Annotated in this window: 14 protein-coding genes and 1 other RNA gene; 7 read left to right on the top strand and 8 right to left on the bottom strand. The window is 32.7% G+C overall.

What is annotated here, in order from left to right; all coding sequences use genetic code 11:
- Nucleotides 1-109: 109 nt before the first annotated feature.
- The 4 genes from SD960_RS20940 to SD960_RS20955 all read right to left on the bottom strand — a co-directional run bounded on the left by SD960_RS20940 (nt 110) and on the right by SD960_RS20955 (nt 4,085).
- Nucleotides 110-2,008, bottom strand: a complete 1,899-nt coding sequence (locus tag SD960_RS20940; protein ID WP_318805813.1) for a CHAT domain-containing protein — start codon at nt 2,006-2,008, stop codon at nt 110-112.
- A gap of 293 nt (nt 2,009-2,301) precedes the next feature.
- Nucleotides 2,302-3,114, bottom strand: coding sequence for an ImmA/IrrE family metallo-endopeptidase (locus SD960_RS20945; RefSeq protein WP_318805814.1), 813 nt, complete (start codon nt 3,112-3,114; stop codon nt 2,302-2,304).
- Nucleotides 3,077-3,412, bottom strand: coding sequence for a hypothetical protein (locus SD960_RS20950; RefSeq protein ID WP_318805815.1), 336 nt, complete (start codon nt 3,410-3,412; stop codon nt 3,077-3,079). Before SD960_RS20950 ends, SD960_RS20945 begins: the two co-directional genes overlap by 38 nt.
- On the bottom strand, nt 3,399-4,085 hold the full coding sequence (locus SD960_RS20955) for an RNA polymerase subunit sigma (RefSeq protein WP_318805816.1): 687 nt from the start codon (nt 4,083-4,085) through the stop codon (nt 3,399-3,401). The genes SD960_RS20950 and SD960_RS20955 overlap by 14 nt, the downstream gene beginning before the upstream one ends.
- Before the next feature lie 119 nt (nt 4,086-4,204).
- Here SD960_RS20955 and SD960_RS20960 point away from each other — a divergent pair, with 119 nt between their 5' ends.
- From SD960_RS20960 to SD960_RS20975, 4 genes are read left to right on the top strand one after another with little or no spacing between them, the layout of a single operon-like run.
- Nucleotides 4,205-4,705: a Pycsar system effector family protein gene (locus tag SD960_RS20960; RefSeq protein WP_318805817.1), complete on the top strand. Its 501-nt coding sequence runs from the start codon at nt 4,205-4,207 to the stop codon at nt 4,703-4,705.
- 3 nt (nt 4,706-4,708) lie between these two features.
- Complete coding sequence (locus SD960_RS20965) at nt 4,709-5,716, top strand: adenylate/guanylate cyclase domain-containing protein (protein ID WP_318805818.1); 1,008 nt, start codon at nt 4,709-4,711, stop codon at nt 5,714-5,716.
- Complete coding sequence (locus tag SD960_RS20970) at nt 5,694-6,368, top strand: YecA family protein (RefSeq protein ID WP_318805819.1); 675 nt, start codon at nt 5,694-5,696, stop codon at nt 6,366-6,368. The genes SD960_RS20965 and SD960_RS20970 overlap by 23 nt, the downstream gene beginning before the upstream one ends.
- Before the next feature lie 18 nt (nt 6,369-6,386).
- Nucleotides 6,387-6,632, top strand: a complete 246-nt coding sequence (locus SD960_RS20975; protein ID WP_318805820.1) for a DUF2188 domain-containing protein — start codon at nt 6,387-6,389, stop codon at nt 6,630-6,632.
- A gap of 38 nt (nt 6,633-6,670) precedes the next feature.
- Here SD960_RS20975 and SD960_RS20980 read toward each other — a convergent pair whose 3' ends face one another.
- Both SD960_RS20980 and SD960_RS20985 read right to left on the bottom strand, forming a co-directional pair.
- Nucleotides 6,671-7,165, bottom strand: a complete 495-nt coding sequence (locus tag SD960_RS20980; protein ID WP_318805821.1) for a hypothetical protein — start codon at nt 7,163-7,165, stop codon at nt 6,671-6,673.
- Between the two features lie 185 nt (nt 7,166-7,350).
- Nucleotides 7,351-8,460: a DUF4238 domain-containing protein gene (locus SD960_RS20985; RefSeq protein ID WP_318805822.1), complete on the bottom strand. Its 1,110-nt coding sequence runs from the start codon at nt 8,458-8,460 to the stop codon at nt 7,351-7,353.
- A 278-nt stretch (nt 8,461-8,738) separates the two neighbouring features.
- Between SD960_RS20985 and SD960_RS20990 the strand changes: the two genes are divergently transcribed.
- Together SD960_RS20990 and SD960_RS20995 are read left to right on the top strand one after the other, a co-directional pair.
- Nucleotides 8,739-10,100 (top strand): recombinase family protein, encoded by a 1,362-nt coding sequence (locus SD960_RS20990; protein WP_318805823.1) that lies wholly within the window; start codon nt 8,739-8,741, stop codon nt 10,098-10,100.
- 112 nt (nt 10,101-10,212) lie between these two features.
- Nucleotides 10,213-10,356, top strand: coding sequence for a PTS sugar transporter subunit IIBC (locus tag SD960_RS20995; protein ID WP_318805824.1), 144 nt, complete (start codon nt 10,213-10,215; stop codon nt 10,354-10,356).
- 206 nt (nt 10,357-10,562) lie between these two features.
- Here the strand turns inward: SD960_RS20995 and ssrA are convergent.
- Nucleotides 10,563-10,958: a transfer-messenger RNA gene (ssrA, locus tag SD960_RS21000) on the bottom strand.
- A 67-nt stretch (nt 10,959-11,025) separates the two neighbouring features.
- Complete coding sequence (locus SD960_RS21005; RefSeq protein ID WP_318805825.1) at nt 11,026-12,228, bottom strand: serine hydrolase domain-containing protein; 1,203 nt, start codon at nt 12,226-12,228, stop codon at nt 11,026-11,028.
- A 239-nt stretch (nt 12,229-12,467) separates the two neighbouring features.
- On the opposite strand from SD960_RS21005, the gene SD960_RS21010 reads away from it, so the two are divergent.
- Complete coding sequence (locus tag SD960_RS21010) at nt 12,468-13,670, top strand: NAD(P)-dependent oxidoreductase (protein WP_318805826.1); 1,203 nt, start codon at nt 12,468-12,470, stop codon at nt 13,668-13,670.
- Nucleotides 13,671-13,868: the final 198 nt, after the last annotated feature.

Raw genomic sequence — 13,868 nt, forward strand, 5'->3', positions numbered from 1 at the left:
TATCTTTTACAAAATCTCTTTTTAGTGTATTGCTCTTTCATATATTTTTATCTGTTTTACAAATTATTTTGATTTTCGGTTTGACTTTGAAAAAGCTGCCCTTCTATATTTACTCTTTTAGTTTCTTTATTGCCTGTTTTTTACCTGACTCGAGAAAAAGCTTAATAGATTCATCCTGGAAGTGTGTCCGGAGCTGGTTTCTGCTCCATCTTATAGTTCGAGAGATGCTTCTTTGTGCAAACTTGTCCTCCGTTTTTAATACTTTTTCCTGCCAATACCATAGCGAATTCAAAAGTGATTTCGCAACACTTTTTTTGCTTGACTCTATTGAGTCACCCTTATAAAGCGACGTAAAATGAAGTCCCCACAAAATATAAATATGTTCATCTTTAGTTTCTTGTGTGTTGGACAAAGCAGTCTGAAGAGAATCTAAAATCGGTTTGTCAAAGATCTGCTGATAAAAGGACTCTGCCGTTTTTTTTGCTGTATTGTTATTTACATTCCATAAAGTTCCTATGTACGATCTTGCTCCGGCGTTTATAAACGAATGTGAAATATCTCCCCATGACCAGCAGCTGTTATTGAAAATTATAGGTGCAGGCGAATTTGCAAATAATCCGAATATTCCCTGATAACTGAAATCGTGGCATACAATTGCCGACGAGCCAGATATTTTATCTTTTCGTTTTCTGTCTTTCTTTTGCTTTTTATTGATTTCATTCATCATGTCTGAAAAGACATAGTGCGGATAGTTCTGGGTTTTGAGTTCTTTGCTAAGCCACCTGTATCCGTCAAACTTGCGAAAGATCTGTTTAGAGGTTACACTTACTAATGCTTCTTCACGTGATGGTGCAAAACTTACCACTTCGTCATATTCTATCGTATGGGATATGCCTGAAGTGTCGGTGAAATTTTCAACGACTGAGTAACCGCTCACTTCACCACCGTGGCTACATATATGTAGAAGATTGAAAGGGAATTCCTTAACATGGTTATCAATATTGTAAACGGTAGCCTCTTTTCCTAGCAGCTGTTTTACGTAATAATTTTTTTCTGCAAGTGTCCTAATTACCTGATCGGTTTCTTCATCTGTGAATTCTTGTGGTGAAAAAACTACTGCGGATTTTATCTCTTCATTATTTTCAAAATGGAGATTACTGAAAATAAAGAAGTCAGGGCTTAACTGTAGATTGACGTGAGTAATGGGTATAATGTTTTTTAATATCAGAGAATATGGAGCTCCCACGGTAAAAAACGTAGCGTATCTATAGCCATTGAAATTGATATCTTGTATTCCGTCGTAGATTGCTGCACTTAGATCATTGAAAGAATTTGCGTCTCCATTACGCCAGTCTTCAATTAAGACCATTATTTCCAACCTGTTAATTGGGAGTATAGGCACGATTTCCACATCTGCTCCAATTGAAACAGCGTAATTTACTGCAATAACAGCAGAAGTATTATGCACGTTTTCAATAACAATTAATCCCTTATGACTATTATTCGGCTGAATTTCCTGTGCATCATATTCAATTTTTAAAATTGAATCGGTTTGGGATGCAAGAGCCAGTCCTTTATAAATTTCATCTGGTTTGCAGCTGATCACGCCTGTTTTGGATGTGGTGTATTTTAAGTATATTTCAATATCGCTTTCGTTCTGGATATCAAATATATTAAATTTATCTAAAAATGACAGATAGGATTTCTGTGATTCCGACAGGCCTACTAGAACTAGGCAGGAGCATCCGCCGATTCTTGAAAGGACGTTCTTTACCCTTATATTGAATTTATGTGCTCTTGTTACAGTAATGTAATGTTCATCAATATTTTTATTGCTGAATTCATATTTTTCCGTGTCATTTTCTTTTGTAACCGATGGAAATTCAAACATGGGAAGATAAAGACCTTTTTTAGATAGATAACTTGAAACTATTGCCGAAAGAGCGGGTTCATCTCTGTTTACAATGCAAAAAAATTCACTGTCAATTTTTGGGAAACTTTCTTCCATGTGATCATACTTGTTAATAATAATCCTATTTTTATTGAGCGGAGATTACCAGAACTGTTGCATTCCAGCTAGCCAGCTTCAAAACAAATATATGTATAATGGATATCGGTTATTGAAAAGATGTAAAAAACAGGTATTTATACGTGCTACAGCGCTGCTTAAATGCATTTCCCCGTTATGATAAAGTAAGGTCACTTTGAAAGACTGTAATTACTTTAAAACTGAGATAATTGATTTGAGTAGAGTATTTCCTTTCATACCACCAAAAGCATCAAGAACTTATGGTTGAGAATTTATAATTCCCAAATTATGCTAAATGCCAAATTTTTATGTGGTATGCAGTGTTCTTTAAATTTTCTATGAATGTTTCTATCAGTGACAAAGTCAAACCAATCGACAGCCCAGACATCTTCCGTACCAGTTGATAGCCTGTCTTTATAGAAATATTCTCCCATTACGGAATCTTCTGGAACTTTGCTGCCGAATAATAAATATTGAAAAGGAAAATCTTTGCTGCAGTTTTTCCATTTTATTTTTCCATTCTCAGCAAAAACTAACATAATGGGATGATTGCCTAAATCAGCAAATCGTATTGCAGTGGCAGTTATACTTGTATGAAAATGTTCAGATAAGGTTTTAATAACAGAAAAATCAAATTTTTTTCTTAAGACAAATTTTTTAAACCGTTCTTCGGGCATTAACAAACAAGAAGCAAAATAATCTGCTTCTTTTTCGATCCTAAAGTGTGTAAGCTCATTATTTTTAGAAGGATGTGGCTTTAATAACCCTTTTTTTAATCCGACCCTATGATTGTCAATGAAGTAATGGGCGAGCTCGTGGGCGATACTGAAGCGAGCTCTTGGACTCCCAGGCTTATTTCCCCTAAATGTATTAATATGAACATGAAACAGTGAGTCTGCATAGATTGTCATTCCGTCAAAAGCATTTCCATAATTGTCATAATATAAATCTAAATCTTCTTCGAGAAGAATTTGCTCTAAAGGAGTTATTATTTCTGGATATTCTAATGCTATAGTTTCTGCCAAATCTTTAATTCCAATTATAGAACTAACTTTCATCATCTCGCTTTTTTCGGTGCTTTTCATACATCTTATCAATTATATCCTGGGATAAATTTTCATTGCCATTTCGAGCTGCCATTTTTAATTCATTAATCTCCGATGGATCATATTCATTAAGCTGGATGACTGACTTTTTGGTTATCTTATTTTTTATAATTGAATCTACATCAATATGAACGTCTTTTAATTTAAAATCAAAGTTGTCATAGAGAATATTAAATATGTCCAATTGTACTTCACTGACTGGATAAAGAAATCCCATGGAGCCCAGATAATTATCTAAATTTTCTGAATTGATATTATGGTTACTATTTTCTTGCATTATTTTCTCTTAAATAGTTGTCAACATGTTTATTAGCATCTCTTTTGTAGATCCGTATTGTAACGGGAACAAGATCTAAAGTTTCCTGCAGTTTCTTACTCACGGCTCTAGGTATATTCTTTCCAACTCGTTCATATGCTTTATAGGTTAGGTAAATAATCTTGTGTTTTTCAGTTAATCCTACAAAGGCACTTTCTAAAATTTGTAAATTCTTTTTTAAGTTTTTTTTATCTTCGATTTGATCACTATCGGATATTTTATCAACCAGACTGTCCAGATTAGTAATTATTTCTAAAGCTTCTTCTTCATTTGGATCTGCACATGTTGCGGCATGTTCAAATTTTAATATTTGGGTATACATAATAGGATATATCCATAATAAAATTGCTTTATCAATACTTTTATGTTTTGACTTTGCGGCATCAAATGTCGGATACTTCCAAATTCTAGCAAAAGCGCAGGTCGCTACATCCAAAGCAATAATTTCATTGTAACCAAATTTTGAGCAGTATACTTCTGCTTTTTGGAGCAGATCTTTTTCAAAACGCCTACAAAATTCTGCAAAAGCCAACTCGGCTTCTTTTGGATATTCGGATTTAAAAGAAATGTAATCCAGTAATTCTGAACTGCATATTTCCTTAAAATCTATTGTGTCATTTGGTTTGGTTTCCATCTATATACCTAAAAGCGTTAGTAACGGATTTGGTATATGAGTGAGGGGACTCATATATCAAATCAAATATATGATTTGTAAGTTAAATATTAATACAACTTAAAATTATTTTAGATAAAATGAAAGAAAAAATAGAACATGTGAAATTTATAATTGACCGCTTTGATGTTTATATGGAAAGCACACAAACGAAAAGCAATCTATATCTTGCTTTAAATACTGCCATACTTGGAGGGATAATAACATTGGCAGCTTCGAGCAAACCGGAAGATGTTACCTTTTTTTCAGTATTCGTATTGGGCAGTATAGCATTTCTTGCTGTTGCAAGTATTACTATAACGCTTATTGCCATTACACCTTATTTAAAAAGTGCATCAGATAAAAGTGAGTCAGTTGTTTTTTTTCAGGATGTCAGGAATTCCACTTTTGATCAATATGAAAATAGAATTAAGGGCATGTCAGAAAAGAATTTTTTAAAAGATCTGACTTGTCAAGCTTACAGTCTCGCGGGTGGTTTACAATCAAAATATAAAAAACTTTTTTACGCCGGAAGATTAATCATAATTGAGTTTATTCTTCTATTGATTTATGCAATAACATTAGTAACTAACATAATATAATTCATGGAAACATTTTTAAAATATCAAAACATTATTGAGAAAGCTCTTAATAGAAACGAGATTCATAAGAATTTAAATGAGTCGGTTCGATTTTCGGACCAGACAAAGGCAGTTGCTTTAGGCAAATATACAATGAGTGATTATATTTCAAATCGTTCAGAACTATCACTTTCAACCGATCTGACAGCAATAGCAAAAAGTATGGGAGCGATTGCCCGAAATAATCAAATCATTGGGCATCATCCTGATTTTATGTATTTAAAAGGAACATCAAATACTGAAAAGCATTATATCATTTCAGCCTTTATTGATATAAAAGGCTCGACAAATCTTTTTAAAAAGTATGATGAGGAAACCAATATGATTATTACCAACACAATTCAATTGGCAGCCATAAATGTCTGTCAGGCTTTTGGCGGATTTATACAGAGAATACAAGGAGATGGGCTGTTTGTTTATTTTGGAGGTAAAAATGTAGACAGAAGTAAGGCGACCCAGCATTGTTTAACAGCTCTTGGCTTATTTAGTTATTTTGTAAAAAATGATTTAAAAAGAGTATTTGAGCAACATGGAATAGAGAGAATATATACAAAGATTGGAGTTGATTTCGGGGATAATGACAAGGTATTGTGGGGTGTGGCTGGTAAAGAGCATACAAGCGAGATTGCGACATACAGCCTGCATACCAGCTTAGCAGCTAAGATGCAGGCTTATGCAGGAAGTAATGAAATAATTGTGGGACAGAATATAAAAGACAGAGCGCAGTTTGATGATAAATTTTATTCCGTTGTAGCTGAGAAACGCTACATCTTTTCTGATCAGGAGAATAGTTTTTATTACACTCAGTATGTTTTTGACTGGATAAAATACCTTAAGTCATCACCATATGTAGCTACGTCAATTTCAGGTGATATTACTATTAAACCTCAGATACTAAATGTTCCAAATATAAGCTCCTTGAGAGAAACTGTTGGAGAAAATAGACCATATGCAAAGATCAAAACTAGATAATGATATCCAAGAGGTTTTGGAAATGTTTCCAAAAATGAAGCTGGAGGTAGAGAACAAGGTTAAAATTCTTTTAGGGGAAGTAGACATATTTGACGGTGCAAATACGTATGTGGATAGTTTTAGTATAAAAGTAATTGCACCTTCAAGATATCCCCATGAATTTCCCAGGCTTTTTGAAACAGGAAATAAATTCGAGCATATTGCTGACAGGCATATAAGTGAAGATGGATCTTGTTGTGTTTGTTCTCTTCAGGAAGAAAATTTAGTCTCACAAAGAGGCATAACTATTAAAAGTTTTTTTCTCAAATATGTTTTGCCTTATTTGGCTAATCAAGTGTATTTTGATTCTCAAGGTAAATGGGTAAATGGAGATTTTGAGCACGGAGATTTGGGGATATTTCAATATTACAGCGAACTTTTAAAATTAGAGAATATTGCTGAAGTAATTGAATTTTTATCAGTTTTTAATGTTTCAAAAATATATAGAAATGATGATTGTTTTTGTGGAAGCGGTAAGAAACTTAAAAGATGCCATCAGGGTACTTATAACATTTTTAAGGGGCTTTCAAAAAAAAGAAGAGAAATCGATTTGTTTGAATTAAAGAGTTTAGCAAAAAAAATCAGCAAGAAAATAAAGGAAGAACAATTATAAATTTTTAATTAATATACTATGTCAAATTATCACGTTACACAGAAGAAAGGACAAGAAGGATGGAATGTTCAAAAAGAAAATGGACAAAGAGCATCGGCAATTGCCTCCACACAAAAAGAGGCTGAAAAATTAGCGAAGCAGTTTTCAGCAAATTCAGGAGGAGGAGAGGTTAGAATTCACAGGCCAAATGCTGGGCCAATTAGGGATAGCGATACCGTTAAACCTGGAAACGATCCCAAATCAAGCAAGGATAAAAAGTATTAAAAATAAAGAAGTGATTAGTGTATGTAATCACTTCTTTATTACCATTTTCCGTTTTTTTTAAAGTGTTCAATTCCTTTAAAAGCGGCTAGTTTTGCTTTCTCGAGATTCTCAAATAATTTGCTGCCGGTAGTGTTGTCAATCATGACTTTGAATTTTTGGGTAAATTTATCTTTGAAAATTACAAGTAAATGATTCTCTATTTTTAAGTAGGAATTGCCTTTATAGCTTAATTTCCATTTTCTATTATGCCAGTTCTTTAATCTACTGGCCCTATTTCTTAATTCTCGTTCTCTTTTTCCAGGATTGTAATAATCATTGGTCATATTTTCAGCACAAACACAGCCGACACGGAATTCATCTTCAACTTCGGAATGTTCAACAATATGTACATACCTTATTTTTTCATTTCCACACATCATGCAAGTTTCGTATTGTGTCTCATCTTCTGATTCTCCGTCGTTCCTTACATCAATTACATCGATTAAGTTCCAGCCTTTATGAGGAATACCAGTTTGTTTCCAATGATTTGTCATATTTCGTAAAGTAAATTGAATTTAAAGATTCTAGATGTGAAAAAAGGAATCCGTTAAGTTTATATTTGTAAACAGAGAAGGCTTGTAGTAAAGATGCAGTTTGCCACAACTATATCTGGTTTACATTACCTATACATGTTTATATTTAATTTCAATCTTTTATGGAATGGTTATTTTAAATTTTACTAAACCGGTGTAATTGTATATACTTGATAAGTGTATCCTTTGTATTTTACATTCTCTCTATATTGATCTTGAATTGAATTCATTTTAACAGCACAAGATTTTGAGATAAAATTTAATTTCTGAAGAGTTAGCCTAATATTCAAATCTGAAACACCCATTTCTATCATTTGTGCTTTAAGGTTATCATTACCTTTCGGAACTTTTATTTTATGCACACTAATAAACTCATCATTGGCTTTTTTATACCTCATAGATTTTTCTTTCAGAGTCATGATATAATGCTCGGTAACTCTGTGATTGAAATTAACGGTATTTTCAGAATTGAGAAATTGCAGGAGGTTAAGCTGGTCAATACTCTTTTTATCATCTATCGATACTATATGCTCTTTTTTGTTTCCGAGTTTATAGATATCGGAATCATATACAGCTAACATATACGAATCATTTAGCGGCAGGAACATCTGTAGCCCTTTTAGTCCAAAATCTCTTTGGCTTCCAAATTTCCAGTTTCTTTTTTCTAAAAACTGATTGTACATGATAAGAGGATTATCCGAAATAATAAAAGGACTTAAGGTTTTATTTTTAATGAGCTTGTATTTCAGGTTTAAAAGATCAGGCACCAGCAATTCGGCAGACTTTAATGAATTCAGTTTTCCTTTATCGGATTGTTGCTCCTGTAATCCAGGAATCATAGCAGTAGAGACATTGCCTTCACTAATTTTGGACTTAGTATTTAGAAGTTTTTGCTCAAAGTTTTTTAGAATTTTGAAATGAATAGGATTTCTAAGATCCAAAATAATCATGAAATGCAGCATTTTAAAATGATTTGTACTTTGTGGAATAGGAAGTATTTCTTTTTCCCACATTTCTCTAAAAATTGGTGCAGAATCTGATTCAAGCTTTGAAAGCCAATTTTCAAGCTCCCCATCACGCCCATAAAAATATTTTTTGCCTAGATGCGAGGATATTTTTACATGACTTTTATAAACATTCCTATTGGTCTCAAACATGCCAATAGTTTCTCCATTATTTTCAAAAGAGAAGAAACGCTGGAAAAATTGTGGAACGAAATGCTGGTTTTTTGGAATCAGCTCTTTTTTCTGGGCCATTTTATATTCTATTTAAAAGCATTTTTTCTCGCTTAACTTAATAAGTGATATCTAATTTTTTTGATGTTTAAATTGATCTAGTTATACTGTTTAAATATATCAATTAAAATGAATTAATGCAATACTGTAAAAAAATATGTTATTGGTTTTTAATTGATTAAATATGTTTTTGTTATTTATGGCGTTTTACTTAATAACGCATGAAATGATTTTTTGTAATCAATCATTTGACGTGTTTAAAAATGTTTAATAGCAAGTGAAATAAAAATATTAATTATATGAAGTCAGCCTATTTATACGTTCGTGTAAGTACGGACGAACAAAAGAGAAAAGGTTACTCCCTACCGGAGCAGGAGGACAGACTATTAAAATATTGTAAATATTATGATATCGAAGTCAAAGGAATTTATCGAGAAGATTACTCTGCAAAGAATTTCAATAGACCGGAATGGAACCGATTATTTTCAGAAATTAAAAAGAAATCCTCAGGGGAAGATAAAAATATTCTATTTATCAAATGGGATAGATTTAGCCGTAATATTGAATACGCTTACGAAATGATTGGAAAGCTTCGGAAATATAAAACAACAGCAAAAGCTATTGACCAGCCAATTGATTTCTCTGTGCCGGAAAGTACAGTTATGCTGGCTGTATATTTAGCTGTTCCTGAAGCAGAAAATTCCAGGAGAGCACAAAATACTTCGAATGGCATTCGCCGAGCAAAATTGTTGGGCAGGTATCCTAGTAAGGCACCATTAGGATTTATCAATTTGACATCAATGGATGGTAAAAAAGGTATAGCTCCTAAAGAACCCGAAGCCGCAATTATAAAATGGGCTTTTTATCAAGTTGCCAAGAACGATCATAAAATATCCGAAATCAGGAAAATAGCTTATGATAAAGGATTGCTATGTGTAAAATCGCATTTTTTCAGGATTTTGCACAATCCAGTTTATTGCGGGCTTATACCAGTCAAACTTGACTCTGGTGAAGAGCAATTGATAAAAGGATTACATGAACCTTTGATATCTGAGGCTTTATTTAATCAGGTCCAGTCTGTTATTAATACCAAAAGAAAAACCACTTCTAAAAATTATGATTTGCAATCAATGTTTTTTCTTAAGGGGTTTATAATCTGTCCAGTTTGTGATCGAAAACTTCTCGGAAGTTTTTCAGCAGGGAGATTAAAAAAATATCCATACTACCATTGCCGCAATCGCTGTAAAACAAGGATAAATGCAATTTTTCTTAATGATTGCTATCAAAAGAAACTTCAACAGTTGATGCTCTCAAATAATACAATTGAATTATTTAAAAATATTTTGGAAGACCAGAATATAAAGACACAGAAAGCAAGTTATTTATATGCGAAGAAAGTATTAGTGAGAAAAATAAATGACGAGAGTTTAACACTTTCTCAAGGCAGAAAATTATTTATTTCCGGAATATTAAAACTCGATGACTACAACGAATTAAAAAAAGAGAATCAAGTCAACACCAAAAATCTTAAAAAGGAAGTACGTGATATTTTAATTAAATTAAAAGCTCTTGATAAAAAAGGTCAAATAGAAGAGAAAGCATTAGTCGAAATCTTTCAAAGATTTTCTGAATTTGAGGTCCCAGATAAAAGACATCTGTAAATCTTATTCCCCCCACTAATGTTAATTATAAAACTGGAGATCTATCTTTAGATTTGAATCAGGCATTTTTAAAAATATTATCAAAAAAAGGTAACCGAAAAACTGAAAAAAGATGAACTTTATTGAGAAGAATGTTTCAGTAGAAAAAGCAATTGCCATTCTTTCTAAGAGCGGTATTCAGGTAAACGAAAATGAAGCCAAAATTATATTGGAATTGTTATATTTAGTATCAAAAAATTACGACAAACCCAGATAGAAGAAAATACTGTATCCTTAACGGGACTTCGAACCATTATTCAGCCCCGATTATATCTCCAATAAAACTGCTTTTAGACTGTTTATCTTAAACGGACTAAGGATTCCTCATGAAAAAATCGAACCTAAAATATGTGGCTGTAAAGCCAGATAAATGGGGACTTATGGCTATAAAAAAAGAGACAACTATTAACTAGTTGTCTCCTTAAGTGGAGTCGCCGGGAATCGAACCCGGGTCCAAACAAGCAACTAAAGAGCTTTCTACACGTTTATTTCCTGATTGGATTTTCGATGTTAAGCTAGGTCAGGAACAACCACTCAACACTTATCTTCTTAATTTCGAAATCCACCCGAAGCTCATGGAAATCTAGGTTTATTTTTACGGTTCCCCTGTACTGACCGCCACAAACCAAGGCTTTCAAGGAGAATCCAGCTTCCCTATCTGATAGGGACGTGGCTAATCTTACTATAATTCAGATTATGCAGCTAAAGCGTAGTTATTTTCGCCGTGTAAAAGTGTAAGATCTTATATTTACGAGCAAGGTCTCAATGCTCGACGTGCTTACTTTCCAATTCGACTTGCTGTCAAAACCAGTCGACCCCAAAAATGAGTTTGCAAATTTATACTTTTTGGCGTTAGATAAATAATAAATTTTACTTAAAATTTTTATTATTCTTCATCTTTAAAAACAAACGGATAATCGCCAAAAATTGGAGCCAGTTTACGAACTGCATACGTCTTTCTGGTCATTTTGTTTGAAAGGGCAATAATGGTCACATTTTCTTTCATCAACGGAACATAAGATGAGGTATTTCCATGCCACCAGCCATTATGGAAGTAATAATTTTGTCCCGAATCCCAATTGATCATTCTGATTCCAAGACCGTAATTTTTTGTCCCTTTACGTTCATTACTATAACCGGTGTAAACTTGTTTTAGTAATTCAGGTTTTAAAAAACCAGGTGCATTTCTTGCTCTGTCAAATTTTAGAAGATCTCTTACAGTAGAAAATATATTTTTATCTCCATATACATTATCCAGATAATCAAAACCAATTTCTACACCATTTCCTTTATAAGAAGGTACAATGTTTTTTCGATCCTTATCATCATCAAAAACATAAGTATGTGTCATGCCCAATGGTTTAAAAATCATTTCAGACATTGCTTCTTTATATTTCAAACCTGTAATTTTTTCAATAATAAGAGCCAGCATTGCATAATTGGTATTGCAGTAGCTAAAACGAGTTCCCGTTGGTGCCTCCAGAGCAATGTTTTTAGTTGCCAGGATATCAAGAATATCCTGATTTGTCAATTGATTATGTCTGTCCCAAACGGATTTGTCACGATCTGTAAAATACGCATAATTTCGCATTCCGGTTCTATGCGATAATAACATTCTAATAGTACAATTTTCGTATGGAAATGTTTTTAAAATTGTATTTACTTTTTGGTCCAAATCAATTTTACCTGCATTTACAAGTTTTAGAACAGCCGTAGCAGTCAATACTTTACTCACAGAGGCAATTTGTACAGATGTTTCTGCTGTAATTTTTGTTCCTTCTTTTTTATTGGCAAATCCATTATATCTTTCAAAAATAATATGACCGTTTCTCGCTACCAGAAAACTTCCGTTCATACTATTATTAGGCCAGTTTTTATTGTAAAAATAATTTATTCTTCCTGTAATTGAGTTTACGTAATTTGTCGGAAGTCTTTTTTCAGGACCGGCCGGTTTCATTTTAGGTAATGTATCTTCTACTGTGACAGTTGGTTTTTGTGTCGTGGCTTTTTCTTTTCCGCATGAAGCGAAAACTAAAATTAGGAAAAGTATTTGTGGTATATTTGTTTTTTTAAGGAGGCTCATTTTCATCGTTCTTTAAAACAAATATATAGAATTCAATAATTATGTTTTGGTTTTTTCATCCTCTGAAGAAACTTTTTTTAACATTGTTTTAACTTCTTTTTTTGTTAGTCGATTGTGCATCAGCGATTAGCGTTATAAAAATGTTTGAAATCTGAAAAAATCAACAAAATTTTAACTTATTTTGTTATATTTGAAACAAATTGAATCTAAAAAGTTATATTAATACTTATCTTAATCTTATATAAATGAAATTTGGAATTATAAAAGAAAGAAAAAACCCACCAGACAGACGTGTAGTATTTGCTCCGGGTGAACTTGCAAAATTAAAACAAACGTATCATGACGCTTCTGTTGCCGTAGAAAGCTCGGATATTAGAATTTTTTCCGACATTCAATATAAAAGTTTAGGGATTACTATTACAGATGATGTATCCGATTGTGATGTTTTATTTGGTGTAAAAGAAGTTCCTGTTGAAAGTTTAATTCCAAATAAATCTTATTTCTTTTTTTCGCACACGATTAAGAAACAGCCTTACAATCAAAAGCTGTTAAAAGCCATTTTAGAGAAAAATATCGATTTATACGATCACGAAACTATTGTCGATGAGCATAATCGCCGTTTAATTGGTTTTGGAAAATATGCCGGAATGGTTGGTGTTTATAACGGAATTCGAGCTTTCGGAATTAAATTTGAATTGTTTAAGCTTCCAAAAGCGGAAACTCTTGCCGGAAAAGATGATTTGATTAAACATCTAAAACGTATTACAATGCCAGCTTTGAAGTTTGTTGTTACCGGAACAGGAAAAGTAGGCTCTGGTGCCAAAGAAATTCTGGATGCTATTAAAATAAAAGAAATTACGGTTGAAAATTATTTAACGAAGAACTATACACAAGCCGTTTACGTTCAGTTGGATGTTTTGGAATATAACAAACGAATTGACGGTCAGGTTCTTGATTTTAATGATTTTGTACAACATCCCGAAGCTTATGTTTCTGATTTTGAAAAATTCACTAAAGTTTCGGATATCTATTTTGCCGGGCATTTTCACGCAAGTGGCGCTCCGATAATTTTAACCAGAGAAATGCTGAATGCAAGCGATTGTAAACTAAAAGTAGTAGCCGATATTTCGTGTGACGTAAATGGGCCAATTGCCTGTACTTTGCGTTCATCGACAATTGCTGAGCCTTTATATGGTTATTTTCCTTTGGAAGACAGAGAAGTAGATGTTTTTCATCCTGCAGCTGTTGTAGTGATGGCCGTTGATAACTTACCATGCGAAATTCCAAAAGATGCCAGCGAAGGTTTTGGTGAACAATTTATGGAACACGTTATTCCAGCCTTTTTCAATGGAGATAAAAACGGAATACTTAAACGTGCCAAAATTACTGAAAATGGTAAGTTGACAGAAAGATTTAGTTATTTACAGGATTACGTTGATGGGAAATAATTAAAAAGTTTCAAGTTTCAGGTTAAAAAGTTTTAAGTTCTGGAGCAGCCTAAGCTTTGGCAAAATTGGTTTAATAAAAAAGCAGAAAACGAAAGTTTTCTGCTTTTTTATTACTTGAAAATCTAAAATCTAAAATCTAAAATCTAAAATCTAAAATCTAAAATCTAAAATCTAAAATCTAAAATCTAAAATCTAAAA

Source organism: Flavobacterium sp. MMLR14_040 (assembly GCF_033657265.1).
Classification (GTDB): domain Bacteria; phylum Bacteroidota; class Bacteroidia; order Flavobacteriales; family Flavobacteriaceae; genus Flavobacterium.

Bases quoted from the DNA above. Each gene is read 5' to 3' on its own strand.
- SD960_RS20975 (WP_318805820.1), top strand. From the start codon at position 6,387: ATGTCAAATTATCACGTTACACAGAAGAAAGGACAAGAAGGATGGAAT.
- SD960_RS20965 (WP_318805818.1), top strand. From the start codon at position 4,709: ATGGAAACATTTTTAAAATATCAAAACATTATTGAGAAAGCTCTTAAT.
- SD960_RS20940 (WP_318805813.1), bottom strand. From the start codon at position 2,008: ATGGAAGAAAGTTTCCCAAAAATTGACAGTGAATTTTTTTGCATTGTA.
- SD960_RS20960 (WP_318805817.1), top strand. From the start codon at position 4,205: ATGAAAGAAAAAATAGAACATGTGAAATTTATAATTGACCGCTTTGAT.
- SD960_RS20955 (WP_318805816.1), bottom strand. From the start codon at position 4,085: ATGGAAACCAAACCAAATGACACAATAGATTTTAAGGAAATATGCAGT.
- SD960_RS20990 (WP_318805823.1), top strand. From the start codon at position 8,739: ATGAAGTCAGCCTATTTATACGTTCGTGTAAGTACGGACGAACAAAAG.
- SD960_RS20970 (WP_318805819.1), top strand. From the start codon at position 5,694: ATGCAAAGATCAAAACTAGATAATGATATCCAAGAGGTTTTGGAAATG.
- SD960_RS21005 (WP_318805825.1), bottom strand. From the start codon at position 12,228: ATGAAAATGAGCCTCCTTAAAAAAACAAATATACCACAAATACTTTTC.
- SD960_RS20985 (WP_318805822.1), bottom strand. From the start codon at position 8,460: ATGGCCCAGAAAAAAGAGCTGATTCCAAAAAACCAGCATTTCGTTCCA.
- SD960_RS20995 (WP_318805824.1), top strand. From the start codon at position 10,213: ATGAACTTTATTGAGAAGAATGTTTCAGTAGAAAAAGCAATTGCCATT.
- SD960_RS20980 (WP_318805821.1), bottom strand. From the start codon at position 7,165: ATGACAAATCATTGGAAACAAACTGGTATTCCTCATAAAGGCTGGAAC.
- SD960_RS21010 (WP_318805826.1), top strand. From the start codon at position 12,468: ATGAAATTTGGAATTATAAAAGAAAGAAAAAACCCACCAGACAGACGT.
- SD960_RS20945 (WP_318805814.1), bottom strand. From the start codon at position 3,114: ATGAAAAGCACCGAAAAAAGCGAGATGATGAAAGTTAGTTCTATAATT.
- SD960_RS20950 (WP_318805815.1), bottom strand. From the start codon at position 3,412: ATGCAAGAAAATAGTAACCATAATATCAATTCAGAAAATTTAGATAAT.